The following is a 24,155-nucleotide window of genomic DNA, read 5'->3' as shown; positions in this document are numbered from 1 at the left end:
GGTATAAACCAGATTGGTCGAGAGAGAGGCTAGGGGATTTTTATGACGTGACCGTGACAGCCCCGTGACGTTTTGCCGTTCTTGATTTGCCCCTGACTAATCCTGGGTATCTACCTCGATCTCCAGACTGTCGTGGCGCCAGTACTCCAGATCGAAGTCGAGCACCCGACCGTGCTGATCGAAGTTGAGTCGCTCGAGGCGCAGGGCGGGCAGACCGGCGGTGGCCCCGAGCGCCTTGGCCACCTCGTCCGGCAGGGCGGTGGGGAAGAAGCGCACCTGCATGCGGGCGTAGTGAAGATCGTAATGGGCCTGATAGATCTCGGTCAGACTACCGTTTAGATCCAGCTCCAGCAGGCCGGGCACCCGCTCAGGCAGGCAGTGGTTCTCGCAGTAGCAGATGGCGCGCCCATTGGCATAGCGCAGCCGTTTTAGCAGAAACAGGCTGTCGAACGGCTTGAGCTGCAACTGCGCCATCAACGCGGGCGGCACTGCCTGGCGGCTTTTCTCCAGCAGCTCGGTACGCGGCTCACCCCCTTGCTCCCGCACTATCTGGTGAAAGTTGGAGGTGCGTCTGGGGTTCAAGCGAAAGCGCGGCGGGGTGACGAACCAGCCGCGGCGATCCTCCCGATAGATAAGGCCGTTTGCCTCCAGCTGCACCAGTGCCTCGCGAATGGTGACCCTTGTGGTGCCATAGAGTTCCCCCAGCAGCCGCTCGGAGGGGAGCTTGTCGTTGGGGGCCAGGCCCCCTGCCAGGATCTGGTTGGCGAGGGCATCCTTGATCTGCAGATATTGCGGTTTGCTCATGAAAATCCCTGGTTGTGCAATGAGTTGGGCAATGGGCTGGGCACAGGGCTGGTTATCTGCCCGGTCGTTAAACGGCGATGTCAAAACATGTTGGTAGATACCAGTTTCGGCCCTGTTGTTCAGGCCTCCTAGATTATCGCGATCCCGGCGCTGAAAATGAATTTTTTGTTGCACGTAGCGCCACCCCTTTGACCTTGGCGGGGCAGTTACCCACAATGCGCTCATTCTGGTATATACCAAAAGGAGCGAAGTCATGACCCATATTCCTGCGGCCCCTGCCGCCGTCGATTACCTGCTGCTGACCCCGGGCCCCCTCTCAACCACAGCGACTGTGCGCGCCGCCATGCTGCAAGACAGCTGCACCTGGGATGCGGACTACAACCTCGGTGTGGTAGAGCCCATCCGCCGTGAGCTGGTGCACCTCGCCACTGGCCCGGAATATGCGAGCGACTACAGCACCGTACTGCTGCAGGGGAGCGGCAGCTATGTGGTGGAGAGCGTGCTGGGCTCGGCGATAGGCGTCGATGAGTGTCTGCTGATCATCAACAACGGCGCCTACGGTGCCCGCATGGGGGAGATGGCTCGCTGCCTTGGCCTGCGCCACCATGAGCTCGACTGCGGCGAAACAACCCGCCCAGAGCCCGCCGCCATCGAGGCGATGCTGGCGCGCCACCCCGAGATCACCCATCTGGCCATGGTGCACTGCGAGACCACCACCGGCATGCTCAACCCGCTGGAGGAGGTGGCTGCGCTCTGCCAGCGCCGCGGCATTCGCCTGATCGTCGATGCCATGAGCAGCTTTGGTGGCATTCCCATCGACATGGGGTGCCTTGGCATCGAGTTTCTCATCAGCTCCGCCAACAAGTGCATCCAGGGGGTGCCGGGCTTTGGCTTCGTCATCGCTCGCCGCGCCGCACTGGCGGCCTGCTCCGGTCGCGCCCGCTCGGTCTCCCTCGACCTGCATGCCCAGTGGCAGACCATGGAGCAGCAGGGGGGCAAGTGGCGCTTTACCTCGCCCACCCATACCGTGCTGGCCTTTGCCCAGGCCCTGCGCGAGCTGGAAGAGGAGGGGGGCATTGCCGCCCGCCATCAGCGCTACAGCGAGAACCAGCGCACCCTGGTGACGGGGATGGCTGCCCTCGGCTTTGCGCCGCTGCTGCCCGAGCAGTGGCAATCACCCATCATCACCGCCTTTTACTCTCCGGCCCATCCTGACTACCGCTTCGCCGACTTCTATCAGCGGCTCAAGGCGCAGGGCTTTGTCATCTATCCGGGCAAGGTCTCTCAGGCCGACTGCTTTCGCATCGGCAATATCGGTGACGTGACGCCAGCGCGGGTGCGCGGCTTGCTCGCCGCCATGGCCAGCGCCTGCTACTGGCAAGAGGACGCGCAATGACCAGCATGGCGCCTCAGGGTCGTGATCTGCGTGGCCGCGATTTACATGACGATAAGAAGCTGCACGGCAGCGGCCGCGCCGACAGCGAAGGGGATATCAACCTCGGCGAGGGACGGGCACGCTGGTGGGCGGGCCAGAGCGAAGATGTACAGGCCGGATTGGCGGAGGATAGCCGCTACTTCCTCCATCAGGCGCTCTCCACCCCCTGTCTCGATCTGCTTGAGCACGCGCAGGGGAGTTGGCTGACCAGCGTATCGGGCGCGCGTTACCTCGATTTTCACGGCAACAGCGTCCATCAGTTGGGCCACGGTCACCCCAAGGTGGTGGCCGCGGTGCAGCAGCAACTCGCCGATCTGCCGTTCGCACCCCGCCGTTACACCCATCAGGTTGCCATTGACTGCGCCCGCACTCTGGCCGAACTGGCCCCCGGCGATCTCAACCGGGTGCTGTTCGCCCCCGGCGGCAGCGAGGTGGTGGGGATTGCCCTGAAGCTTGCCCGTTTCATCACCGGCAACAGCAAGGTAGTGTCTCTGTGGGATGCCTTTCACGGCGCCTCCCTCGATGCCATCTCGGTCGGCGGCGAGGCCTGTTTTCGCGCCGGTATGGGCCCGCTGATGGCCGGGGTGGAGCGCATCCCGCCCCCCACCCGTTATCGCGGTGTCTGGTATCGCGGGGAAGGGGATGACCTGCACTACGCCGATTATCTGGAGTACGTCATCGAGAAGGAGGGGGGAGTAGGCGCCTTTATCGCCGAGCCCATCCGCAACACCGACGTGCAGGTGCCCTCGAAGGCCTACTGGCAGCGGGTGCGGGAGATCTGCGATCGCCACAAGGTGCTGTTGATCGTCGACGAAATCCCCAACGCGCTGGGCCGTACCGGCCACTGGTTCAGCTTCGAGGAGTTTGGCATCGAGCCCGACATTATCTGCTTGGGCAAGGGGTTGGGGGGCGGGGTGGTGCCGTTTGCGGCGCTCATCACCCGCGACCGTTTCAATCAGGCCGCAGCTATTTCGCTCGGTCACTACACCCACGAGAAGAGCCCTATCGGCTGCGCGGCGGCCCTCGCCACGATAGAGACAATCCGCGAAGCGGGATTGCTGGCAAAAGCGCAGGAGGATGGCCGTTTTATGGCGGCCGAGCTCGGCAAATTGGCCGAGCGCCACCCGCTGATCGGGCAGGTGCGGGGTATCGGTCTTTTGTGGGCGCTCGATCTGGTGGTCGATCACCAGAGTCGCACCCGCAACAGCCAGGCCGCCGAGCGGCTGCTCTACCGCTGTCTGGAGCTTGGGCTCAGCTTCAAAGTCTCCCAGGGCAACGTCATCCAGCTCTCGCCGCCGCTCAATATCGTCCGCGCCGATCTGGTGCGCGCCATCACCATTCTCGATCGCGCCCTTGGCGAGATCGCACTTTCACCGAAACAGGAACACCACCATGACTGACTTGCAGACTGCCATCGACCCGGCCACCGACGTAGAAGCGCTGATCCTCGACTGGGCCGGTACCGTCGTCGATTTCGGCTCCTTCGCCCCCACCTCCATCTTCGTCGAGGCCTTCGCCCGCGCCTATGACTTCTCCGTGACCCTGGACGAAGCGCGCCAGCCCATGGGGCTGGGCAAATGGGACCATATCGCCGCGCTGGGCCGTCTGCCCTCGGTGGATGCACGCTGGCAGGCCCGCTTCGGCCACCCCATGAACCATGCCGAGGTGGACCACCTCTATCACACCTTTATGCCGCTGCAGATTGCCGCGGTGACCCGCTTTGCTGCCCCGATCCCAGGTGTGCTGCCGGTGCTGGAGACACTGCGGGGGCAGGGGATGAAAATCGGATCCTGCTCCGGTTACCCCCGCCCGGTGATGGAGACGCTGGTACCTGCGGCGGCCGATCACGGCTATCGCCCGGATCACTGGGTCGCGACCGACGATCTCAAGGCTGGTGGTCGCCCCGGTCCCTGGATGGCGCTGGCCAACGTGATTGAGCTGGGAGTGAGCGCGGTGCATCGTTGCATCAAGGTAGATGACGCCGTGCCGGGTATCAGCGAAGGGTTGAATGCCGGTATGTGGACGGTGGGATTGTCGGTCTCCGGCAACGAGTTTGGCGCCACATGGGAAGCGTTTTCCGCCATGAGCGAAACGGAGATCACCGCCCGGCGTGCACCGGCCGAGGCCAAACTGCGGGCGGCGGGGGCCCACTATGTGATCGACACCCTGGCCGACATCGCGCCGGTCATCGCCGATATCAACCGCCGCCTGGCGGCAGGGGAGCGGCCCTGAACAAGGCGGTATGATAGGAGGGGAGTGCCGGCCTTGCCGGCAGGTTTTCAGGCCTATGCTCCCTGACTATCAGGCATAAAAAAACCGGCGCCTTGGCGCCGGTTTTTGCTCACCGAGACTCTATTACAGAGAAGCGGTGAAGGTACGGGTGATGACGTCTTGCTGTTGCTCTTTGGTCAAAGAGTTGAAGCGAACGGCATAACCGGATACGCGGATGGTCAACTGCGGATATTTTTCCGGGTTTTCCATGGCGTCCAGCAGCATTTCACGGTTCATCACGTTGACGTTCAGGTGCTGACCGCCTTCCAGGTTGGACTCATGGTGGAAGTAACCATCCATCAGACCGGCCAGGTTGGCTTTCTGGGCTTCCATGTCTTTACCCAGCGCGTTCGGCACGATGGAGAAGGTATAGGAGATACCATCTTTGGCGTAAGCGAACGGCAGCTTGGCAACGGAAGTCAGGGAAGCAACGGCACCCTTCTGGTCACGACCGTGCATCGGGTTGGCACCCGGGCCGAACGGCGCACCAGCGCGACGGCCATCCGGGGTGTTACCGGTCTTCTTGCCGTACACCACGTTGGAGGTGATGGTCAGCACGGACTGGGTAGCCACGGCACCACGGTAGGTGTTCAGCTTCTGAATCTTCTTCATGAAGCGCTCAACCAGGTCGCAGGCGATGTCATCGACGCGAGCGTCGTTGTTACCGAACTGCGGGTACTCGCCTTCGATTTCGAAGTCGATGGCAACGCCATCTTCGTCACGAACCGGCTTGACCTTGGCGAACTTGATGGCAGACAGGGAGTCAGCGGCTACGGACAGACCGGCGATACCACACGCCATGGTGCGATATACGTCACGGTCGTGCAGCGCCATCAGAGAGGCTTCGTAGCTGTACTTGTCGTGCATGTAGTGGATGATGTTCAGCGCGGCAACGTATTGCTTGGCCAGCCAGTCCATGAAGTGATCCAGACGATCCATCACGTCGTTGTAGTCGAGGTACTCGGACTTGACCATTTCGGTCTTCGGGCCGACCTGGATCTTGAGCTTCTCGTCCATACCGCCGTTGATTGCATACAGCATGGTCTTGGCCAGGTTGGCACGGGCACCGAAGAACTGCATCTGTTTGCCGACGATCATCGGGGACACACAGCAAGCGATGGCGTAGTCATCGTTGTTGAAGTCCGGACGCATCAGGTCGTCGTTCTCGTACTGAACGGAAGAGGTCTCGATGGATACCTTGGCGCAGTACTTCTTGAAACCGACCGGCAGCTTCTCGGACCACAGGATGGTCAGGTTCGGCTCAGGGGACGGGCCCATGGTGTACAGGGTGTTCAGCATACGGAAGCTGTTCTTGGTGACCAGGGTACGGCCATCAACGCCCATACCAGCCAGGGTCTCGGTAGCCCACATCGGGTCGCCGGAGAACAGTGAATCGTATTCCGGGGTACGCAGGAAGCGAACCATACGCAGCTTCATGACCATGTGGTCCATCAGCTCCTGGGCTTCTTGCTCGGTGATCAGGCCTTTCTTCAGGTCGCGCTCGATGTACACGTCCAGGAAGCTGGAAGTACGACCGAAGGACATGGCGGCGCCGTTCTGGGACTTGACTGCCGCCAGGTAGGCGAAGTAGGTCCACTGGACGGCTTCTTTGGCGTTCTTGGCCGGAACGGAGATATCGCAACCGTACTTGGCAGCCATTACCTTCATCTGTGCCAGGGCACGGTGCTGCTCGGAGATCTCTTCGCGCAGACGGATGGTGGCTTCCAGGTTGACACCGTTTTCCAGGTCAGCCTGCAGGGACTTGAACTGGGCCAGTTTGTCGGCCATCAGGAAGTCGATACCGTACAGGGCAACACGACGGTAGTCACCGATGATACGGCCACGGCCGTAGGCATCCGGCAGACCGGTGATGACGCCGGACTTGCGGCAGTTCAGGATGTCTTTGGTGTAAACGTCAAACACGCCCTGGTTGTGAGTCTTGCGGTACTCGGTGAAGATCTTCTCGACCATCGGGTCCAGCTGACGACCGTACACTTCGCAAGAGGTCTTGACCATCTTGATACCGCCGTTGGCGATGATGGCGCGCTTGAGCGGCTTGTCGGTCTGCAGACCAACGATTTGCTCCAGGCCCTGATCGATATAGCCGGCATCGTGAGCGGTAATGGTGGAGGGCAGGTCGGTATCAAAATCGACCGGCGCGTGGGTGCGGTTCTCGATCTTGATGCCTTCCATGACCTTGTCCCACAGCTTGGTGGTAGCTTCGGTCGCGCCAGCCAGGAAGGACTCGTCACCTTCATACGGGGTGTAGTTCTTCTGGATGAAGTCACGGGTGTTGACAGAGGTCTGCCATTCACCGGCCGCGAAGCCTTCCCATGCTTTTTGGAACTGTTCGTTAAGTTCTGCCATTTTCATTACCTCACACGGTATTGATGTAGTATCCCGCAATCATCCTTAATGATGACGACGGAAGATAAACCAGTAAGTCAGACCAACCATGACGCCACCACCAATGATATTACCTATGGTGACGGGAATGAGGTTGTGTAGGACGAAGTTGGATACGGTCAGGTCGGCAAAGGTCGCCGGGTCCTGGCCGATGGCCTGCCAAAATTCCGGGCCTGCTACCGCATGGATAGCGATACCGACCGGGATCATAAACATGTTTGCGATGCTGTGCTCAAAACCGGAGGCCACGAACATGGCGACGGGGAGCAGCATGACCATCACCTTGTCGGTCGCACTGCGGGCGCCGAACGCCATCCACACGGCGAGACACACCATGAGGTTGCAGAGGATACCGAGGGCAAGGGCCTCGAAGAAGGTATGGTGGATCTTGTGCTGGGCCACCTTGAGGGCGTTCAGACCCCACTGACCATCTGCCGCCATGTATTCGGCCGACATGATGATGAGGCCGACGATGATGAGACCGCCGATGAGGTTGCCGAAGTAGACCAGTCCCCAGTTCTTGAACAGCTGGGCCCAGGTGATGCGGTTGGCCGCCTTGGCCACCAGGGTCAGGGTAGTGGAGGTGAACAGCTCGGCACCGAGCAGCACGCAGAGGATCAGACCCAGTGCGAAACAGAGACCGCCGACCAGCTTGCTGAGACCCCAGGCCACATTGCCGGCACCGGTAGTCACCGTGATGAAGAAGACGAAAGCAATGGCGATGAAAGCGCCTGCGGTGATGGCCAGGGGGATGACCTTGTATGCAGGCTTGGTGGCCTTGGCATAGGTGATATCTTCTGCCAGTGCAGCGATGGCTTCTGGCTTGAGACAATCAAAGGGAGATTCTGCTTTCAATTCTCATGTACCTGATGTTTTGCCTGTGGAAATCATAACAAAGGGCCAGATCGTCAAAATTGACTCCGATCAAGAATTGCAGATTGTGAATGTAATTTTACTACAAAAATTTGAGTCCTCCGGCAGCGTTGCTTTACACCAGGTTTCAGCTGAAACATAAATGCTGATTTTTTAATGCAATGATTTTAAACAATTTATTTTTCATCGCCTAAAAATGGTACTGGCAAGGCATCTTTGCATCTCCCCAGCATTCTCTGCCCCGGCTTGGCAACCCCCTAAGAGGTATTTTTTGTTTTTTATTTCATCTTTGAATAACAAATCGCCTCTCTGGCGACCATAAAGCAAAAGGGGCCATCAGGGCCCCTTCACATACTACCACATCAGCCCCATGAATGGGCTCGTTTGGCCTTCTGCAGCTTCTCATAGGCTGCCAGCAGCTTCTGATGCAGCGGGAACTGGCTGAGGGACAGGTCGGCGGCTGTCAGTCCGTGGAAGCGCGCTTCACCGCTGGCGTGGGCCCAGGCCTCGGCCAGCGTCTCTGCACCATACATGCGGGTGAACACGGCGCGGTACTGCTCGGGGTCGCGATCCTCATCCAGGAACAGCTCGACGCAGGCGCGCAGGGCACGGTAGTAGTTGGCACGATCGGCCGGGAACACGGACTGGTTGAACTCCATGGTCCAGTCGATGAGATCGAGCGCCGTGTCGAGTTCGCCGGCGGCCAGTGCCAGCATGGCTTTGAGCTCGCCCACCCGCAGGGTGTGCAGGGCGGTGCCCTTGGCGGCGGCGATGCCGAGCAGCTCGCGCACCCGGGTGCGCTCGTCGTGACCCTCTTCATCCAGCTGGTCGAACAGCGCCATGTACTGCTCTGCGTCCCACTCCAGCGCCGGCAGCGCCAGGATGGTCTCCCGCAGGTGGGCACCCATGGTGTTGTTGGCCAGCAGCAGATCTTCGGCCGGATAGATGTCGGACATGCCGGGCACCAGGATGCGGCAGGCGTAGACGCCCAGGTGCTCGTAGTCGGCGATGTAGACCGGCTGCTCCAGCTCGTGGAAGATGCCGATCAGGTGGTCGAACTCCTCCTGCGAGGTGCCGCGGAAGTCCCAGTCGGCAAACTCGAAGTCCGCATCCTGCTTGAACAGATCCCAGCTGATGAGGCCGGAGGAGTCGATGAAGTGAGTCTCCAGGTTGTGGTGATCCGCCACCTGCTCGTTGTCGAACGAGGGCGGCACGAACACGTCCAGATCCTTGAGGCTGCGGCCCTGCAGCAGCTCGGTGACGGTGCGCTCGAAGGCCACTTCGAAGCGCGGGTGGGCGCCGAAGGAGGCAAAGCAGGTGCCGTTGCTCGGGTTGAGCAGTACTACGCAGATGACCGGGTAGCGACCGCCCAAGGAGGCGTCGAAGCTGTAGATGGGGAAACCTTCGGCTTCCAGCGCATCGATGGAGGCCTTGATGCCGGGGTAACGGGCGATCACCTCGTCCGGGATCAGCGGCAGGCTGAGGGCCTCGGCGATGATCTTGTTCTTCACGTGGCGTTCGAACACCTCCGACAGCCCCTGGGTGCGGGCCTCGGTGCGGGTGTTGCCGGCGCTCATGCCGTTGGAGACATACAGGTTGCCGATGATGTTCATCGGGATGTAGACGGTCTGGTGATCAGACTGGCGCTCGAAGGGCAGGGCGACGATGCCGCGTTCTTCGTTGCCGGATTGCAGATCCACCAGCATGTCGGTGGTCACTTCACCGTCCGGGTTGTAGAACTTGCGGGTGAAGCTGTCGAGCAGACCGGTGGGCAGCTGATCCCCCTCGATGGGGAACCACTTCTCGTTCGGGTAGTGAACGAAGTCGCCATTGGCGACCTGCTCGCCCAGATAGAAGTCGGCGAAGAAGTAGTTGGTGGAGAGACGTTCGAAATATTCACCCAGAGCGGAGGCGAGCGCCGCCTTCTTGCTGGCACCCTTGCCGTTGGTGAAACAGAGGGAGCACTCCTTGTCCCGGATGTGCACGGACCAGACGTTGGGCACGGGGTTGAGCCAGGAGGCCTCTTCGATATCAAACCCCAGGGCTTGCAGCTTGGTCTGGAAGCGTTCGATGGAGTCTTCCAGCGCCGCGTCCTTGCCGGGAATAAAAGTGTGGTCGGTCATCACGATATCCTGATTTTTATTGGCTCATGTTTGGCCGCAGATAATAGCAGGGGTCGGCGCGTTTGGCAGGCAAAAAACGGGGCCCATGCCCCGTTTTGCTCTCCATTCAACCGAGGTCGGTCACGGCTCAGCCGATGAATTTCAGACCCAGGATCCCGCCGATGATCAGCAGCAGGCAGAGCACCCGGGCGAGGGTAGACGGTTCGTTGAACAACCAGATCCCCATCAGCACGGTGCCGACCGCGCCGATGCCGGTCCAGACCGCGTAGGCGGTACCAAGGGGCAACTGTTTGACCGCCATGGCGAGCAGCAGCACGCTCACCCCCATGGCGATCAGGGTCAGCAGGGTGGGCAGGGGACGGCTGAAACCGTCGGTGTACTTGAGGCCGATGGCCCAGGCGACCTCGAACAGGCCGGCCAACAGCAGGAGCAACCAGGACATAAGGCAGATTCCGCAGGCAGCAGGGTCGTCCCTGCGTATCAGGAGGCCTCGGGGTCGTCCCCGAGGGGCAGCGGGGCTGCCGGTCGGTCTCAATGATGCCCCAAGTGGCGGCGGGATGCCAACCGGCTGCCCGTAGGTCGGCCAGGCTGACGGATATTGCAGCGAACGGCACAGAATATTGCGCAATTCGACTTGCGCCCGCCGTCACAATCCGTAATGTGGACAGACGCATTTTTCGCAACCCATATTTTGTGAACCGCTTGTAAACGGCCCGCGCCGGACAAGGGATCACGGGTATCACACTCGGTTTCTATAAGCAGCTATCCAGGGTAGGACATTATGAAAAAAGTAGGTTTGGTCGGTTGGCGTGGCATGGTGGGTTCGGTGTTGATGAGCCGGATGCAGGAAGAGAAGGATTTTTCCCGCATTCAGCCCACCTTCTTCACCACCTCCCAGGCCGGTGAGGCCGCCCCCAATTTCGGCGTTGATGCCGGCACCCTGCAGGATGCCTTCGACATCGAGGCGCTGGCCGTACAGGACGTCATCATCACCGCCCAGGGCGGCGACTACACCAAGGATGTCTATCCGCGCCTGAAAGCCGCCGGCTGGCAGGGCTACTGGATTGATGCCGCCTCCTCCCTGCGCATGGAGAAGGACGCGGTCATCATCCTGGATCCGGTTAACGGCGACGTCATCGAACATGCCCTGAACAACGGCATCAAGACCTTCGTCGGCGGCAACTGCACCGTCAGCCTGATGCTGCTGGCCCTGGGTGGCCTGTTCAAGGCCGATCTGGTGGAGTGGGTGAGCGTGGCCACCTATCAGGCCGCCTCCGGTGGTGGTGCGCGCCACATGCGCGAGCTGGTCACCCAGATGGGCATGCTGCGCGATGAAGTGGCGGTGGAGCTGGCGGATCCCGCCTCCGCCATCCTCGACATCGAGCGCAAGATCACCGAGAAGACCCGCTCCGGCACCCTGCCGGTGGACAACTTCGGCGTACCGCTGGCCGGTGGCCTGATCCCCTGGATCGACACCAAGCTCGACAACGGCCAGAGCCGCGAAGAGTGGAAGGGCCAGGCCGAGACCAACAAGATCCTGGGCATCGAAAATGCCGCCATTCCGGTGGATGGTCTGTGCGTGCGCATCGGCGCCCTGCGCTGCCACAGCCAGGCCTTCACCATCAAGCTGAAAAAAGACGTGCCGCTGGCGGAAGTCGAAGCCCTGCTGGCCGCCCACAACGATTGGGTCAAGGTGATCCCCAACGATCGCGACATCACCGCTCGCGAGCTGACTCCGGCTGCCGTCACCGGCACCCTCAGCATTCCGGTTGGTCGTCTGCGCAAGCTCAACATGGGGCCGGAGTACCTGGCCGCCTTCACCGTGGGTGACCAGCTGCTGTGGGGCGCCGCCGAGCCGCTGCGCCGCATGCTCAACATCCTGCTGGATCGCGGTTGAGCCGATTGCACCCAGCATGAACAGGGGGCCGCGGCCCCCTGTTTTTTTGCGCCTTTGCCAACTCTGCCGGCTGGCGGCGAGTACAAAAAGGGTGGGCTGGTGAGTGGCGGCTGCCATCCGCTTGTTATTAATTGAATCAATATTGACTAACCGCCGGGTTTATTTGTTCGTGACTCAATAACGGCAGATTTATTTCCCAGCAGCGGGCGAAACGCCATGCCGGCGATATTTTTCGGCACTGTTAATCGGCACGGTTAACACGGTTAAGTTAACACGGTTAAATAGCGCCGTTCAGGCTATTCAAGGGCGTTGACGGATGGGCCAGATATATACCTTGTTACAAAAGCACGTCTGTTGCTGATATCCCTTCGGGGCTTGATTGATTACACTGACGACCACGGCCGGGTTACAGGCTGCCAGCCTTTGGCTGCTGCATTGGTGGGCTCGGGGCAGACATTGCTGCCGGCAAAAATATTATTCATGTCATCAATAATGCGAAGCGCCTGTTGAGTGCTGTCGCCATTTTTCCGTTGTTGCGCGCTGGATATGAACGACGCGAAGCGACCGCCAATAATAATGTTCAGGTTTGAAAATTGGGAAATAACATGAGAGTCGTGTGGAGTTTGCTCTATTTCTTCAGTGTCTTGGCCTTGGCCGGCCCGGTGCTGGTCAAGGAGCAGAAAAAAGTGGCCGATCCGCTGATCGTCCCCTATCAGCAATATCGGCTCGACAATGGCTTGACGGTGATCCTGACCCAGGATCACTCCGATCCCCTGGTGCACGTGGCGGTCCACTATCGGGTTGGGCTGCCGGAAGAGGCTCCTGGCCAGTCCGGGTTGGCCCATCTGTTCGAACACATGATGTTTCAGGGCTCGGCCCACGTGGGGGAGGAGGGCTATATCCGGCTGTTGCAACAGGTGGGCGGGCGCAACATCAACGGCTTGACCTCCCGGGATCAGACCCGCTATTGCCAGACGCTGCCAGCCAATCAGCTGGAGAAGGTGCTCTGGCTGGAGGCGGATCGCATGGGGTTTCTGCTCGATACCCTCTACCAGCAGAAATTGGAGGCCAAGCGCGACATCGCCAAGAACGAGCGAGCCACCCTGGTGGATGCTGCTCCCTACGGCCGGGTGCTGGAGGTGCTCAACCGCACTCTCTACCCCCCCAATCACCCCTATTTCAACACGCCGTTTGGCCGGGTGGCGGACCTGGATCGCCTCACCCTGGAGGACGTGCGCCAGTTCTTCCTGCGCTGGTACGGGCCCAACAACGCCACCCTGGTGATCGGTGGCGACATTCAGCCGGCCCAGACCCTGGCCTGGGTCGAGCGCTACTTTGCCGCGCTGCCTCCGTCACCAACCCAGACAAGCCCGGTGGTGCGTCCGGTGGCGCTGAAAAAGAGCCGCTATCGCACCCTGGTGGATCGGGTCAGCGAACCCATGCTGGTGCTGGCCTATCCGACCGTTTCCGCCCGCGAGCCCGACTTCGAGGCCCTTGATCTGCTGGCGGATCAGCTGGGGGGCTCGGCCAGCAGCCTGTTGCAGCGACAACTGCAGCAAAGCGGCCGGCTGGTCTCGGTGACGGCCAGGCAGGAGTGCGGCGTGCTGGCCTGCATGCTGGTGATTGAGGCGGTGCCCAATCTGGCCAAAGGGGGCGAGCTGGGCCCCATCAAGGCGGAGATCGACCGGATCGTCGGCCAGCTCGCCAGCGAGGGTGTCTCCCGGGAGCAACTGGCCCACTCGGTCAATGCCCAGCGGGCCCAGCGGATCTGGCCGCTGGACAGCGTGGCCGGCAAGGTGGAGCAACTGGCCACCGGCCACACCCTGTTTGCTGACCCCAACTTCCAGTACCGCAACCTCCAGCGCATCGCCCGGGTGACGCCGACCGATCTGCAACGGGTGTTGACGCGCTATGTGCTGAACAAGCCCAGGGTGGTGCTGAGCGTGGTGCCGGCCGAGCACCCTGAATGGCAGGCGGGCAGCCCCAACTTTGTCGAGCCGCCCCCCTTGCCGCTGGCCCGGCCGACCCCCTCTTTGCTGCCGCATGTCATCAAGGAGACCCTGGACCGGCGCCAGGAGCCGGCCAGCGGCGGCGCCTTGCCGGTGCCCATGCCGACCCTGTGGCAGGCCAAGCTGGGTGAGCGGATCTCCCTGCTCGGTCACTACAGCGACGAGGTGCCAGCCTTTGCCATGAGCATCAGCTGGCCGGGCGGTGAGCGGGCCGAGCCCGAGGGCAAGGGCGGGGTCGCCACCCTGGCCGACGCCATGCTCTTCCTTGGCAGCGAGCAGTTGCAGGCGGCCAGCATCGAGGAGCGGGCCCGCCAGCTGGGGGCCAGCATTCGCTTCAATCATGGAGAGGGGCGCAGCTACGTCGAGATCGAGGGGCTCACCTCCCATTTTGACGAGACGCTGGCCCTGGTGCGGGAGCTGGTGCAGCAGCCCGCCATGCGCGTAGCCGATTTTGAGCGCAGCCGCTTTGATCATGTCCAGTGGTTGCAACAGCTGATGAAAGATCCCCAGTGGCAGGCGGACTGGCAGTTCGGCGCCCTGCTCGAGGGGAGCAAGCGGCCGGATCTGCTGGCCAGCGTGCGCGCGCTGACGCTGGACGATGTGCGCCACTTTTATCAGTCGGTCTATCGCAGCGGGGAAGCCCAGGTGGTGGTGAGCGGGGATCTGGCCCAGGAGCGGGTGATGAAGGCCCTCGGCTTTCTGGTCGAGCCTGCCGGTCAGCCGCCGGCCCTGCACTCCCTCGGCTGGCGCGGCCAGCAGGCGAAACGGGCCATCTATCTGCAGGACAATCCCGGGGCGGCGCTCAGCCAGATCCGGGTGGGGCGGCGGGCCATGGCGGAGGATGCCTTCGGCGAGCACTACCTGACCCGGCTGATGAATGTGTCCCTCGCCGAGCGGCTGCACATCCGGCTGCGCGAGGAGCTGGGTTACACCTACTTTATCGACGCCGCCTTCGACGGCAATGCCGATGCGGGCCATTTCCTGCTGCAAAGCAGCGTGCGCAGCGGGGTGACCGGGGCAGCCCTGCGGCAGATCCTGCAGGAGCTCGACAAGTACCAGCGGCTGGGGCCGACCCGGCTGGAGGTGCGCACCCTGCGGGATCGGGTGCTCAATGGGCAGGCGCTCGATTACGAAACGTTGCCGCAGGAAATGGAGTACATGCTGCCCATTCTGCTCAAGGGGTGGCCGGAGGATTATGTGGAGCAGCGGGTGCAGCAGGTGAGCCGGCTCTCTCCGTTTACCCTGCGTGAGCTGGCCCGCCGCTGGCTCGATCCCGACGACATGGTGATCCTGGTGGTGGGGGATGCCAAGACGCTGGCTCCCGAGCTGGCCGCGTTGGGCTGGCCGGTGCAGCGCCTCTCTGCCACGCCTTAAGCAGGGTTGCCCCTATCGGGCGACGTCCGCAAGCAAAACAGCCCGCCCCCTGGCAGGGGGCGGGCTGTTTTTTTGCGCTCAAAGAGGCAAACGGTCAGATCAGGGCCAGGGCGGCGGCCAGATCGGCAATCAGATCGTCGGCGTCTTCCACCCCGATGCTGAAGCGGATGAGATCGTCATTGACCCCGGCGGCGAGGCGGCTCGCCTCGTCCATGGCGGCGTGGGTGGTGCTGGCCGGATGGCAGGCGAGACTCTCGAGATCGCCGAGGCTCACCGCCTGCACGAACAGCTGCAGGTTGTCGAGCAGGGTGGCGCAACGGGCAAAGCCGCCTTCCAGCTCGATGCTCACCATGCCGCCAAAGCCGCTGGCGAAGGCGCCGAGGGCATCGTGGCCCGGATGGTTGGCCAGCCCCGGGTAGATCACCTTCTTCACCGCCGGGTGGGCGGCCAGGAAGTCGGCCACCTTCTGGGCGTTGTGCAGGTGGGCATCCATGCGCAGGGGCAGGGTCTTGACCCCGCGCTGCAACAGGTAGGCCTCCTGCGGGCCGATGGGGGAGCCGATGTGCTTGAGGGCCACGGTGCGAATCGACTTCATCAGCGCGTGAGAGCCCGCCACCACCCCGGCGATGATGTCGCCGTGGCCGCCCAGGTACTTGGTGCCGCTGTGCATGACGATGTCGATGCCAAGCTCGAGCGGGCGCAGCAGATAGGGGGTGAGGAAGGTGTTGTCACAGACCGTAATGGCGCCCACCTTGCGGGCCGCTTCCACCACTACCCGCGGATCCACCACCTTGAGAGTAGGGTTGGTCAGGGTTTCGAACAGTACCACCTTGGTGGCGGGGCGGATGTTGGCCAGCAGATCCTGATCGCTCTCGTAGGCGGTGACCGTGATGCCGGCGCGGCTGAAGGTCTGCTTGAGAAACGCATCGGTGCCGCCGTAGAGCGGGCCGATATAGGCCACTTCATCGCCGCTGTCGGCCAGGGCATACATGATGGCGCTCACCGCCGCCATGCCGCTCGCCACCACCAGCGCTTCGTCGGCCCCTTCCAGCGCCGCGAGTTTTTGCTCCAGCTCGGCGGTGGTCGGGTTGCCAAAACGGCTGTAGATGAAGCCGGGAGCCTGACCGGCGAAGCGCTCCTTGCCCGCCTGGGCGTTGAAGTAGCTGAAGGTGCTGCTCTGGTAGAGTGGGGTGGTGAGAGCGCCGGTCTGGGGATCGATCCGCTGGCCGCTGTGCACGCTCATGGTTTTGAATTTCATTGTATTGCTCCGTCATTGCCAGGTTGTGGCCCAACTGCTTGTGTCATCTGAAGGGGCACCGTGGCGCCCCCCGTCTATTAGGTATGGCAGCGTCAGGCGAGTTGTGGCTCGCGCCGATCGCGCTTTGCCATCTGTTCGCTGCTTGTCTGCGCATTGGCGGACGCCGGGGCGACGCCATAGTGGCGAGCCGCCACATCCGGGTGGGAGCGTAGCCTCCCTTTGAGCACGTTCTCCCCCACCTGATAAAAGAGCGGGTTGGTCGGGTCGCTCTCGGGCCCCTGTGCCAGCGCGGCCAGCGCGGGGGAGAGGCTGAGCAGCGGCACGGTCGCATCCAGTCGCGCCGCCATGAAGAAGGCGCAGGAGAGGCGCGATACCCCGGGCGGCGGGCTCTGCACCCGGTGCAGGGTGGCCTTGAGGTAGCCGTTGGAGGCGAGCTCCAGCAGCTCGCCGATGTTGACCACCAGGGCGCCCGGCAGGGGCGGCGCCGAGATCCAGCCGTCGGCTGTCTCCACCTCGAGTCCGGAGTGATGATCCTGCATCACCAGGGTCAGGTAGCCGGGATCCTTGTGGGCGCCCACCCCCTGACCGCTGCCCCCTGCGGCTTGCCCCGGGTAGTGGATCAGCTTCATGTGCTGATGGGGCGCCTTGCGAATGCTCTCGTCAAACACCCCGGCTGGCTGCTCCAGCACCTCGGCGAAGGCGGCCAGCAGGGTGAGGGTGATGGCGCTCAGCCGCTCCTGCCACGCCAGCAGGTGAGATTTCATCTCGGGCAGGGCGGTCGGCCACTGGTTGGGGCCGATGAGCCGCTGCCAGGGATGCTGCAGGCTGGCGGCATCGAGGGCGGCCTCTTCGTTCATGATGTCGAACTGCTCGCGCAGATCCGGCCGCGCCCGGGTGAGCTCGGCCCCCACCTGGTTGTAACCGCGAAAGTGGGGGGAGTGCACCATCTGTACCGCCAGCTTCTCCTGCTGTGGCAGGGCGAAGAAGCGGGCCGCCAGCGCCAGGGTTTCCTGCTGTTCTTGCTCGCTCAGGCCATGGCCGATCAGATAGAAAAAGCCTACCTCACGGGCCGCCCGGCCAAGGGTGGCCAGCATCTGGCGACGGGTCTCGGGGGCGCCGTCGAGCGCGGCGAGATCGATGATCGGCAGTGGTGAATGTTCCATGTGCACCTCCTCACTGGCCAGGGGCGAGATGCTACCCGCACACCTGACATGAAAACGACGACGCCCTGACCGATGAACCGGCCAACGCCCTGTTGCTAGGGATGGCGTCATTTGGATTGAGGGAGATGCTACTGTTCGGAGTTATAAGACGGAAACAACAAATTATTCTTAGTTATATACAAAAATCGAAATAGAATTCGCCACCCATCCGGGTGGCTGCCGATTGAGCGGCGATAATGGCAATATACCGGCGCACTTGGCACCCATGTTGGCCTGACCCGGCATGTACCGCCTTGAGCGCAATGTGAGCGCGACGTGAGCCAAAAAGAGGCGAGCGTTGCTGCCAGCACAGAGATGCGCAAAATGCAGAGATGCCCAAATACAGAGATGCAAAAAGGGAGGCTGATGCCTCCCTTTGTGTAACGGGCGCTACGGCCCTGTGTGGTGCCTGGCTCAGGCTCAGTAACCCAGGGTGAAGCGCTGGCGCAGGTGGGCCGGTTTTTCCGCTTCGTTGAGCACGCCGTCGGCCAGATCGCCGACCGTGATCCCGGCCGGTTGTTCACCGCTGAACAGCACCTGATCGGCACCGAGCCGGTAGCCGCCGCGCTTCTCGCCGGGTTCCAGGAACACGGGCGGGGAGACGAAACGCCAGTCGAGGGCGGTTTCACGGCGCAGGGCGGTGAGGCCGTCGCGGGCGGCCAGGGCCCCCTGTTTCCACTCGGCCGGGAATTCCGGGGTATCCACCAGTTGCACGCCCGGGGCAACTTCCAGACTGCCGGCACCGCCGACCACCAGCAGCCAGCTGTTGGCCGCGACGGCGGCGGCCACGATGGCGCTGGCCCCCTTGAGGTACTGATCGTAGATGTCCGGGGCGGTCCAGCCCGGGTTGTAGGCACTGATCACCCGATCGTGCCCCTTGAGCACCTTGGCCAGCGCCTGGCTGTCCTGGGCATCCACCGCCACGGCGGTGACCTGCGGGTGGGCGGCGACCTTGCTCACGTCACGCACGATGGCGGTGACGTGATGGCCGCGGCTGATGGCTTCGTTGAGGATGGCTGTACCGACAAAACCGCTGGCACCGATCAGGGCAATTTTCATGGGAGATTCTCCTTCACTGTTGGAATGGGGCTATCCTACGCCCCCGAATGTGATTTAATAATCCATTGCAAATTGCATTCACTTATAAGCTGGATTTAATAATGGAACAGCTCAAGCGTTACGCCATCTTCGCCGCCGTGGTCGAGGCGGGCAGCATGACCGGCGCCGCCAAGGCCCTCGGCATGACACCCTCCGCCGTCAGTCAGCATATCAGCCAGCTGGAGAGCCTGCTCGGCCTCACTCTGCTGCACCGCTCCACCCGCCGCCTCAACCTGACCGAGGCGGGAGAGGTGGTGTGGCAGGGGTGCCAGTCTTTGCAGCAGACCCTCAACCAGACCGAGCTGCGCCTCTCGGAGGTGCGTGACAGCCTGCTCGGTGAAGTGCGGATCACCGCCCCGGTGGGAATGGCCGGCCAGCCGCTGGCGCGGGCGCTCTCGCCGTTGCTGCAGGCTCACCCCGGACTGTGCATCCAGATCATCGCCGACGACGAGAAGCGGGATCTCATCGCCGAGCGCATCGACGTGGCACTGCGGGTCGGTACGCTCTCGGACTCCACCCTGGTGGCGCGCAAGCTGGGCCAGACCCGGATGTTGCTGTGCGCCTCGCCGGCTTATCTGGCGCGCAAGGGCACCCCGCGCAGCCCGGAGGCGCTGCTGGATCACGACTGGCTGGCCGCCGATATGCTGAGCGGCGGCCTGACCTTCTTCGACGAGAAGGGGCAGGGGCACAGGGTCAAGCCCAAGCCGCGGGTGGTGTGCAACAACGTGCTGCCGCTGCGCCAGTTCACCCTGGCGGGGCAGGGGGTGTCGCTGCAGCCGGAGGGGGAGATCGCCGACGATCTCGCCTCGGGTCGCCTGCTGGAACTGCTGCCGGGCTTTCGGGTGCCACCCATGGAGATCCACGCCATCACCCCGCAGCGGGAGATCCCGGAGAAGGTGCGCCGGGTGATCGCTGCCCTGCGCAGCCACTTCGCCGAGCCGGTGGGGGCGGCGGCGACACGCCCGTAGTCCGGGCAAGTAAGAAGGCCGTTCCGGTTGGCCGGAGCAAAACAAGAATCAAACAAAGAGGGCAGCCCGCGGGCTGCCCTCTGTCGATGCCATGCCGGTGAAAACAGGCCCGGCCTCACTTCATGTAGAGGCCGCCGTTGATGGCCAGGGTCCCGCCGGTGATATAGGCACCCGCCTCGCTGGCAAGAAACACCACGGCGGCGGCGATCTCCTCCGGCTTGGCCAGCCGGCGCATGGGGATGTCGGCCTTGATGCTGTCGAGGATGTCGGTGCGGATCGCCTCCACCATGGGGGTGGCGGTGTAGCCGGGGGCGATGGCGTTGACCGTCACCCCGAAGCGGGCTCCTTCCGCTGCCAGCGCCTTGGTAAAGCCCAGCATGCCCGCCTTGGCGGCCGAGTAGTTGACCTGGCCGAACTGCCCCTTCTGGCCATTGACCGAGGAGATGTTGATGATGCGGGCATCGCGCTGCTCGCACATGGCGTCGAACAGCGGCTGGGTCACGTTGTAGAGGCTGCACAGGTTGGTGTGGATCACCTCGAACCACTGCTCCGGGGTCATCCGCTTGAAGGCCCCGTCCCGGGTGATGCCGGCATTGTTGACCAGCACGTCCACCCGCCCCTCATCCTGCAGCAATCGGCCCAGGGTGTCGCGGCACATGGCGGTGTCGGCGACGTCCAGCGCCAGCAGCCGCACCTGATCCGGCCGAAAACCCTGCTCCCCGTACCAGTCGTGCGCCGCCGCCCCGTTGGGGCTGGAGTGGGTGGCGATGATGCGATACCCCTGGGCCAGCAAGGCGGTGGTGATGGCGGATCCGATGCCGCCACGGGCTCCGGTGATCAAGGCAACTTTCTTCATCTTGGCTCTCCCTGCATAAAAGATTCGAACGAGGACTTTATGGGCTTTTTGAGGTAATTGATATATTTGTTTTCAAACAATCTGACAGGCAAACGCGTCACTTTTGTGACAGTCTGCCAAGCTGGCTTGACGCGCTGGCGCGAAGGGGCGGGCAACGCCTTGGGCAAGGGGGCCGGGATGAGCGCCGCTGCCAGCGCTTGCCGCCAAGGTCGCGGCCATGTTTAATGGGGCCCTTGCGCGCAGCGCCTTGCCGACAGCCCAGATCCGATCTCGTCATGACCATCTTGTCCACCATTCCGGGCGCCGTGCCCCAGCCGCACAGCCAGCTGACCCGCATCGAGCGGGTGCTCGATTACATCCACGCCAACCTGGATCTGCCGCTGGCGCTGGCCGAGCTGGCGGAGCAGAGCTGCTGGTCGCGCTGGCAGTTGCAGCGGGTGTTCCTCCATGAGACTGGGCTGACGGTGGCCCACTATGTGCGCGAGCTCAAGCTGAGCCAGGCGGCAGAGGCCCTGCTCTCTGGTCGCCAGCGGGTGCTGGATCTGGCGCTCTGTTACGGTTTTGGCTCCGAGGTGAGCTTCAGCCGCGCCTTCAAGCAGCAGTTCGGCTGCTCGCCGCTGGCCTATCGCAAGCGGGGTCTGCGGCTGGGGCTGCGTACCCCCCTGGTGCGGGCTACCCTGCCGCAGCCCATGCCTGCCAGGCTGATACAGGTACGGATCGAGAGCCAGCCGGGCTTTATCCTGCAAGGAGTGAAGGGGCAGATCCGCGGGCTGTTTGCCGCCGTCCCCGACTTTCAACAGACGGTGCCCGCCATCTGGCGTGCCCTGCGCACGGCGGGCGGTTTGCCACCCGGGCAGGAGCGGGTGGGGGTGGTGGATGTTGCTGGTGCCGGCGAGTCGCTCCCCTACTGGGCGGGCAGCGTGATGGAGGAGGGGGCCAGTTTGCCCGCCGGTCTGACGTACCTCCCGGTGCCGGCCCAGACCTACGCGGTGCTAAGTCACGTGGGCCCCGTCAGCCAGCTGGGACAGACCCTCAACTGGTTCATCCTGCACTGGCTGCCGAGCTCCGGCTATCGCGGTGTGGACGGTTTCGAGCTGGAGCGCTACGCCCCCGATTTTGACGGCAACCAGCCGGATGCCCGCATGGAGTACTGGCTGCCCGTCGCCCCTCTCTGACACGGCTATTCCCTTGCCCGGCGGATGCCGGGCGCTGCTATTCCCTCTTTCCCTTTTTGCTGCGCCAGGCTTTGCTATCCATTCGACATCGCCTGCGTTGCTGCCGTCAGTTGAGGTTGCCGGATGGGGCCAGAGTGGCCGCATTTTCTCCCTTTTCAGTGCCAACATGCCCCAAATTGTTAATTCAAGGGCAAAATGACCCAATAAAATGCAAATGAGATTTGTTACTATTCACTCATTGCATTCGAGGATCAGATGTACGCCACTCACCCCCCTTTGACCCTGGTCGCCGCGACTATCTCCGCCCTGTTGGCTGGCCCTGTGCAGGCAGCTGCTGCCGAGCGCCCGACACAGACGCGGGTCGACGAGACCCTGACCGTGCTCGGCGAGACCTATCGCAACACCGCGACCAAGACCCGGCTCGACCCCCTGGAGACGCCCCAGGCCATTTCGGTGGTGGAGGGTGACGCCCTGGAACAGCGCGGCGTCAGCTCGGTGAGCGAGGCGCTGCGCTACGTGCCTGGAGTCAACACCGAGCTGCGGGGCGGGGCGGTCAACCGGCTGGATCTGTTCAACATCCGCGGCTTTGACAACTACCAGAACTTCTACGACGGCCTGCTGCTGCAGTACAACGACTGGAACCTGCAGCCCCAGATCGATCCGGTGGCCATCGAGCAGTTGGAAGTGTTCAAGGGGCCCACCTCCGTGCTCTACGGCAGTATGCCCCCCGGCGGCATGGTCAACCTCATCGCCAAGCGTCCCCAGCGGGAGAGCAGGCACAGCGTCAGCGTGGCGAGCGGGACGGGCACCCTCAAGGAGCTGACCCTCGACAGCACCGGTGCCCTCAACGATCAGTTTGCCTATCGGCTGGTGGGGCTGGCCCGCCAGAAAGAGGGCCAGGCGGTGACCTCAGAGGAGGAGCGCTACGTGCTGGCGCCCTCTCTCGACTGGCAGTTGAGTGATCGCACCCTGCTGAACCTCAACCTCTATTACCAGAAAGACCCGCAAGCCGGCATCTACACCACGGTGCCGGCCAGCGGCTCGGTCAAATCCAACCCGCTGGGTCAGTTGGGCAGCGACACCTTCCTTGGCGATGAAAACTGGAACCACTACAGCCGGGAGGTGACCCTGCTCGGCTACAAGCTGAGCCACGACTTCAACGCCAACTGGCAGCTGCTGCAAAACGCCCGCTACATGGATGCCTCGGCCAACCAGCAGAACACCTATAACGCGGCGCTGGCGGCCGATCACCGCACCCTGGCCCGCAACGCCTACCTGACCGATGAAGAGTCTCGCGGCTTTGTCATCGACAACCAGCTGGCGGGCAAGGTGCAGACCGGCAAGGCCCAGCACAACCTGCTGCTGGGGGTCGATTACCAGTATCTGGATGCGCGCATTCTCTACCGGGATACTCTCGACTACTCTGCCCCGGCCATCGACATCTTCAACCCAAATCACCAGCAGATAGTGCCGGCGGCCCTCAGCTTCAACTATCAGGACAACCGCACCATCCGCCAGTATCAGAGCGGCCTCTACCTGCAGGATCAGGTGCGCCTCGATCGGCTGGTGGCCATCGGCGGCGCCCGCTACGACCGCTACCGGATGGACACCGACAGCCGGACCCTCTATCAAGGGGCGGCGAGCAACACCCTGGCCCAGATTGATCAGGACAACCTCTCGCTGCGCCTCGGTGCCCTCTACGAGCTGGATCACGGCCTCTCGCCCTATGTGAGTTATGCCGAGAGTTTCGAACCGGTGGCGGGAGCGGACAAGCAGGGCCAGGCGTTCAAACCGGCCACCGGCCGGCAGTGGGAGGGGGGGCTCAAGTTCCTCTCCGAGGACATGAGCAAAACCTTTACCGCTTCGGTCTTCCACATCACCAAGCAAAATGCCCTGGTGACGGATCCGGACAATGTCTACGGACCCAAGTTGCAGACCGGCGAGATGGTCTCCAAGGGGGTCGAGCTGGAGGGGCGACTCGATCTCACCAGCCGCTGGGATCTGGCGCTGAGCTATACCCGTCAGGATATGGAGATCACCCGCGACACCACCAGCCTGCAGGGCAAGACACCGGTCTGGGTGCCGAAACAAATGGCTTCGCTGTGGAGCAACTACCTGCCGGCCGGCCCGCTGGAAGGAGCGCGCCTGGGGGCCGGCCTGCGCTACGTGGGGGAGGCCCAGCTTGATGCCGCCAACACCGACACCGTGCCGGACTACCTGCTGATGGACATGGCTGCCTCCTACGATCTGGCCCAACTCAGCCAGCGTCTGCAAGGGGTGGCGGTGTCACTCAGCGCCAGCAACCTGTTCAACAAGACCTACTACTCCTGCTACGACCAGAACAACTGCTGGTTCGGGGCCGAGCGCAGCGTGGAGGCGCGACTCAAATACGTATTCTGACCCTGC

General features: G+C 62.7%; 17 protein-coding genes. 8 read left to right on the top strand and 9 right to left on the bottom strand.

Annotation, left to right across the window (positions count from 1 at the left end; translation table 11 throughout):
• Positions 1-96: 96 nt before the first annotated feature.
• Positions 97-804, bottom strand: coding sequence for a phosphonate utilization transcriptional regulator PhnR (gene phnR / locus ACB032_RS14825; RefSeq protein WP_005300236.1), 708 nt, complete (start codon positions 802-804; stop codon positions 97-99).
• A 253-nt stretch (positions 805-1,057) separates the two neighbouring features.
• On the opposite strand from phnR, the gene phnW reads away from it, so the two are divergent.
• Genes phnW through phnX form a run of 3 tightly spaced genes read left to right on the top strand, consistent with a single transcriptional unit; the run spans position 1,058 to position 4,471 of the window.
• A complete protein-coding gene (phnW, locus tag ACB032_RS14820) occupies positions 1,058-2,200 on the top strand; it encodes a 2-aminoethylphosphonate--pyruvate transaminase (RefSeq protein WP_371138212.1) in 1,143 nt (380 codons plus the stop codon).
• Entirely contained in the window at positions 2,197-3,639 is a 1,443-nt protein-coding gene (locus ACB032_RS14815) for an aspartate aminotransferase family protein (RefSeq protein ID WP_371138211.1), read from the top strand. Before phnW ends, ACB032_RS14815 begins: the two co-directional genes overlap by 4 nt.
• Positions 3,632-4,471: a phosphonoacetaldehyde hydrolase gene (gene phnX / locus ACB032_RS14810; RefSeq protein ID WP_371138210.1), complete on the top strand. Its 840-nt coding sequence runs from the start codon at positions 3,632-3,634 to the stop codon at positions 4,469-4,471. Before ACB032_RS14815 ends, phnX begins: the two co-directional genes overlap by 8 nt.
• Before the next feature lie 123 nt (positions 4,472-4,594).
• Here the strand turns inward: phnX and pflB are convergent, their stop codons facing one another.
• The 4 genes from pflB to sugE all read right to left on the bottom strand — a co-directional run bounded on the left by pflB (position 4,595) and on the right by sugE (position 10,354).
• Positions 4,595-6,877 (bottom strand): formate C-acetyltransferase, encoded by a 2,283-nt coding sequence (pflB, locus tag ACB032_RS14805; RefSeq protein ID WP_371138209.1) that lies wholly within the window; start codon positions 6,875-6,877, stop codon positions 4,595-4,597.
• Between the two features lie 45 nt (positions 6,878-6,922).
• Positions 6,923-7,771: a formate transporter FocA gene (gene focA / locus ACB032_RS14800; protein WP_011705812.1), complete on the bottom strand. Its 849-nt coding sequence runs from the start codon at positions 7,769-7,771 to the stop codon at positions 6,923-6,925.
• 380 nt (positions 7,772-8,151) lie between these two features.
• A complete protein-coding gene (ycaO, locus tag ACB032_RS14795; RefSeq protein WP_371138208.1) occupies positions 8,152-9,912 on the bottom strand; it encodes a 30S ribosomal protein S12 methylthiotransferase accessory factor YcaO in 1,761 nt (586 codons plus the stop codon).
• A gap of 127 nt (positions 9,913-10,039) precedes the next feature.
• A complete protein-coding gene (gene sugE, locus ACB032_RS14790; RefSeq protein ID WP_371138207.1) occupies positions 10,040-10,354 on the bottom strand; it encodes a quaternary ammonium compound efflux SMR transporter SugE in 315 nt (104 codons plus the stop codon).
• Between the two features lie 339 nt (positions 10,355-10,693).
• Here sugE and asd point away from each other — a divergent pair, with 339 nt between their 5' ends.
• Together asd and ACB032_RS14780 are read left to right on the top strand one after the other, a co-directional pair.
• Positions 10,694-11,809 (top strand): aspartate-semialdehyde dehydrogenase, encoded by a 1,116-nt coding sequence (gene asd / locus ACB032_RS14785; RefSeq protein ID WP_371138206.1) that lies wholly within the window; start codon positions 10,694-10,696, stop codon positions 11,807-11,809.
• Between the two features lie 605 nt (positions 11,810-12,414).
• The gene (locus tag ACB032_RS14780) at positions 12,415-15,192 is read left to right on the top strand and encodes a M16 family metallopeptidase (protein WP_371138205.1); all 2,778 of its coding nucleotides are present in this window, start codon (positions 12,415-12,417) and stop codon (positions 15,190-15,192) included.
• 94 nt (positions 15,193-15,286) lie between these two features.
• On the opposite strand, the gene ACB032_RS14775 is transcribed toward ACB032_RS14780, so the two are convergent.
• The 3 genes from ACB032_RS14775 to ACB032_RS14765 form a co-directional block, all read right to left on the bottom strand.
• A complete protein-coding gene (locus tag ACB032_RS14775; RefSeq protein WP_371138204.1) occupies positions 15,287-16,450 on the bottom strand; it encodes a PLP-dependent aspartate aminotransferase family protein in 1,164 nt (387 codons plus the stop codon).
• Between the two features lie 92 nt (positions 16,451-16,542).
• Complete coding sequence (locus ACB032_RS14770) at positions 16,543-17,613, bottom strand: isopenicillin N synthase family dioxygenase (RefSeq protein WP_371138203.1); 1,071 nt, start codon at positions 17,611-17,613, stop codon at positions 16,543-16,545.
• A 459-nt stretch (positions 17,614-18,072) separates the two neighbouring features.
• Positions 18,073-18,711, bottom strand: a complete 639-nt coding sequence (locus ACB032_RS14765) for an NAD(P)-dependent oxidoreductase (RefSeq protein ID WP_371138202.1) — start codon at positions 18,709-18,711, stop codon at positions 18,073-18,075.
• A 101-nt stretch (positions 18,712-18,812) separates the two neighbouring features.
• Here ACB032_RS14765 and ACB032_RS14760 point away from each other — a divergent pair, with 101 nt between their 5' ends.
• Positions 18,813-19,718 (top strand): LysR family transcriptional regulator, encoded by a 906-nt coding sequence (locus tag ACB032_RS14760; protein ID WP_011705820.1) that lies wholly within the window; start codon positions 18,813-18,815, stop codon positions 19,716-19,718.
• Between the two features lie 115 nt (positions 19,719-19,833).
• Here ACB032_RS14760 and ACB032_RS14755 read toward each other — a convergent pair whose 3' ends face one another.
• Positions 19,834-20,574 carry an SDR family oxidoreductase gene (locus tag ACB032_RS14755; RefSeq protein ID WP_371138201.1) on the bottom strand — a complete coding sequence of 247 codons (741 nt, stop codon included), beginning with the start codon at positions 20,572-20,574 and terminating at the stop codon, positions 19,834-19,836.
• Positions 20,575-20,771: 197 nt separating this feature from the next.
• Between ACB032_RS14755 and ACB032_RS14750 the strand changes: the two genes are divergently transcribed.
• Both ACB032_RS14750 and ACB032_RS14745 read left to right on the top strand, forming a co-directional pair.
• A complete protein-coding gene (locus ACB032_RS14750) occupies positions 20,772-21,749 on the top strand; it encodes a helix-turn-helix domain-containing protein (RefSeq protein WP_371138200.1) in 978 nt (325 codons plus the stop codon).
• A 255-nt stretch (positions 21,750-22,004) separates the two neighbouring features.
• Positions 22,005-24,149, top strand: coding sequence for a TonB-dependent siderophore receptor (locus ACB032_RS14745; RefSeq protein ID WP_371138199.1), 2,145 nt, complete (start codon positions 22,005-22,007; stop codon positions 24,147-24,149).
• The last annotated feature ends 6 nt before the right edge of the window (positions 24,150-24,155 follow it).

The sequence above is a fragment of the Aeromonas sp. S5(2024) genome (assembly GCF_041403025.1).
Classification (GTDB): Bacteria; Pseudomonadota; Gammaproteobacteria; order Enterobacterales; family Aeromonadaceae; genus Aeromonas; species Aeromonas hydrophila.
This window is presented reverse-complemented; position numbering and strand designations above follow the sequence as displayed.

What these genes read in the sequence shown, in the direction of transcription:
- phnR (WP_005300236.1), bottom strand. Translation starts at nt 804, where the DNA reads ATGAGCAAACCGCAATATCTGCAGATCAAGGATGCCCTCGCCAACCAG.
- asd (WP_371138206.1), top strand. Translation starts at nt 10,694, where the DNA reads ATGAAAAAAGTAGGTTTGGTCGGTTGGCGTGGCATGGTGGGTTCGGTG.
- ACB032_RS14760 (WP_011705820.1), top strand. Translation starts at nt 18,813, where the DNA reads ATGGAACAGCTCAAGCGTTACGCCATCTTCGCCGCCGTGGTCGAGGCG.
- phnW (WP_371138212.1), top strand. Translation starts at nt 1,058, where the DNA reads ATGACCCATATTCCTGCGGCCCCTGCCGCCGTCGATTACCTGCTGCTG.
- phnX (WP_371138210.1), top strand. Translation starts at nt 3,632, where the DNA reads ATGACTGACTTGCAGACTGCCATCGACCCGGCCACCGACGTAGAAGCG.
- ACB032_RS14815 (WP_371138211.1), top strand. Translation starts at nt 2,197, where the DNA reads ATGACCAGCATGGCGCCTCAGGGTCGTGATCTGCGTGGCCGCGATTTA.
- ACB032_RS14745 (WP_371138199.1), top strand. Translation starts at nt 22,005, where the DNA reads ATGTACGCCACTCACCCCCCTTTGACCCTGGTCGCCGCGACTATCTCC.
- ACB032_RS14775 (WP_371138204.1), bottom strand. Translation starts at nt 16,450, where the DNA reads ATGAAATTCAAAACCATGAGCGTGCACAGCGGCCAGCGGATCGATCCC.
- sugE (WP_371138207.1), bottom strand. Translation starts at nt 10,354, where the DNA reads ATGTCCTGGTTGCTCCTGCTGTTGGCCGGCCTGTTCGAGGTCGCCTGG.
- ycaO (WP_371138208.1), bottom strand. Translation starts at nt 9,912, where the DNA reads ATGACCGACCACACTTTTATTCCCGGCAAGGACGCGGCGCTGGAAGAC.
- pflB (WP_371138209.1), bottom strand. Translation starts at nt 6,877, where the DNA reads ATGGCAGAACTTAACGAACAGTTCCAAAAAGCATGGGAAGGCTTCGCG.
- ACB032_RS14755 (WP_371138201.1), bottom strand. Translation starts at nt 20,574, where the DNA reads ATGAAGAAAGTTGCCTTGATCACCGGAGCCCGTGGCGGCATCGGATCC.
- ACB032_RS14765 (WP_371138202.1), bottom strand. Translation starts at nt 18,711, where the DNA reads ATGAAAATTGCCCTGATCGGTGCCAGCGGTTTTGTCGGTACAGCCATC.
- ACB032_RS14770 (WP_371138203.1), bottom strand. Translation starts at nt 17,613, where the DNA reads ATGGAACATTCACCACTGCCGATCATCGATCTCGCCGCGCTCGACGGC.
- ACB032_RS14780 (WP_371138205.1), top strand. Translation starts at nt 12,415, where the DNA reads ATGAGAGTCGTGTGGAGTTTGCTCTATTTCTTCAGTGTCTTGGCCTTG.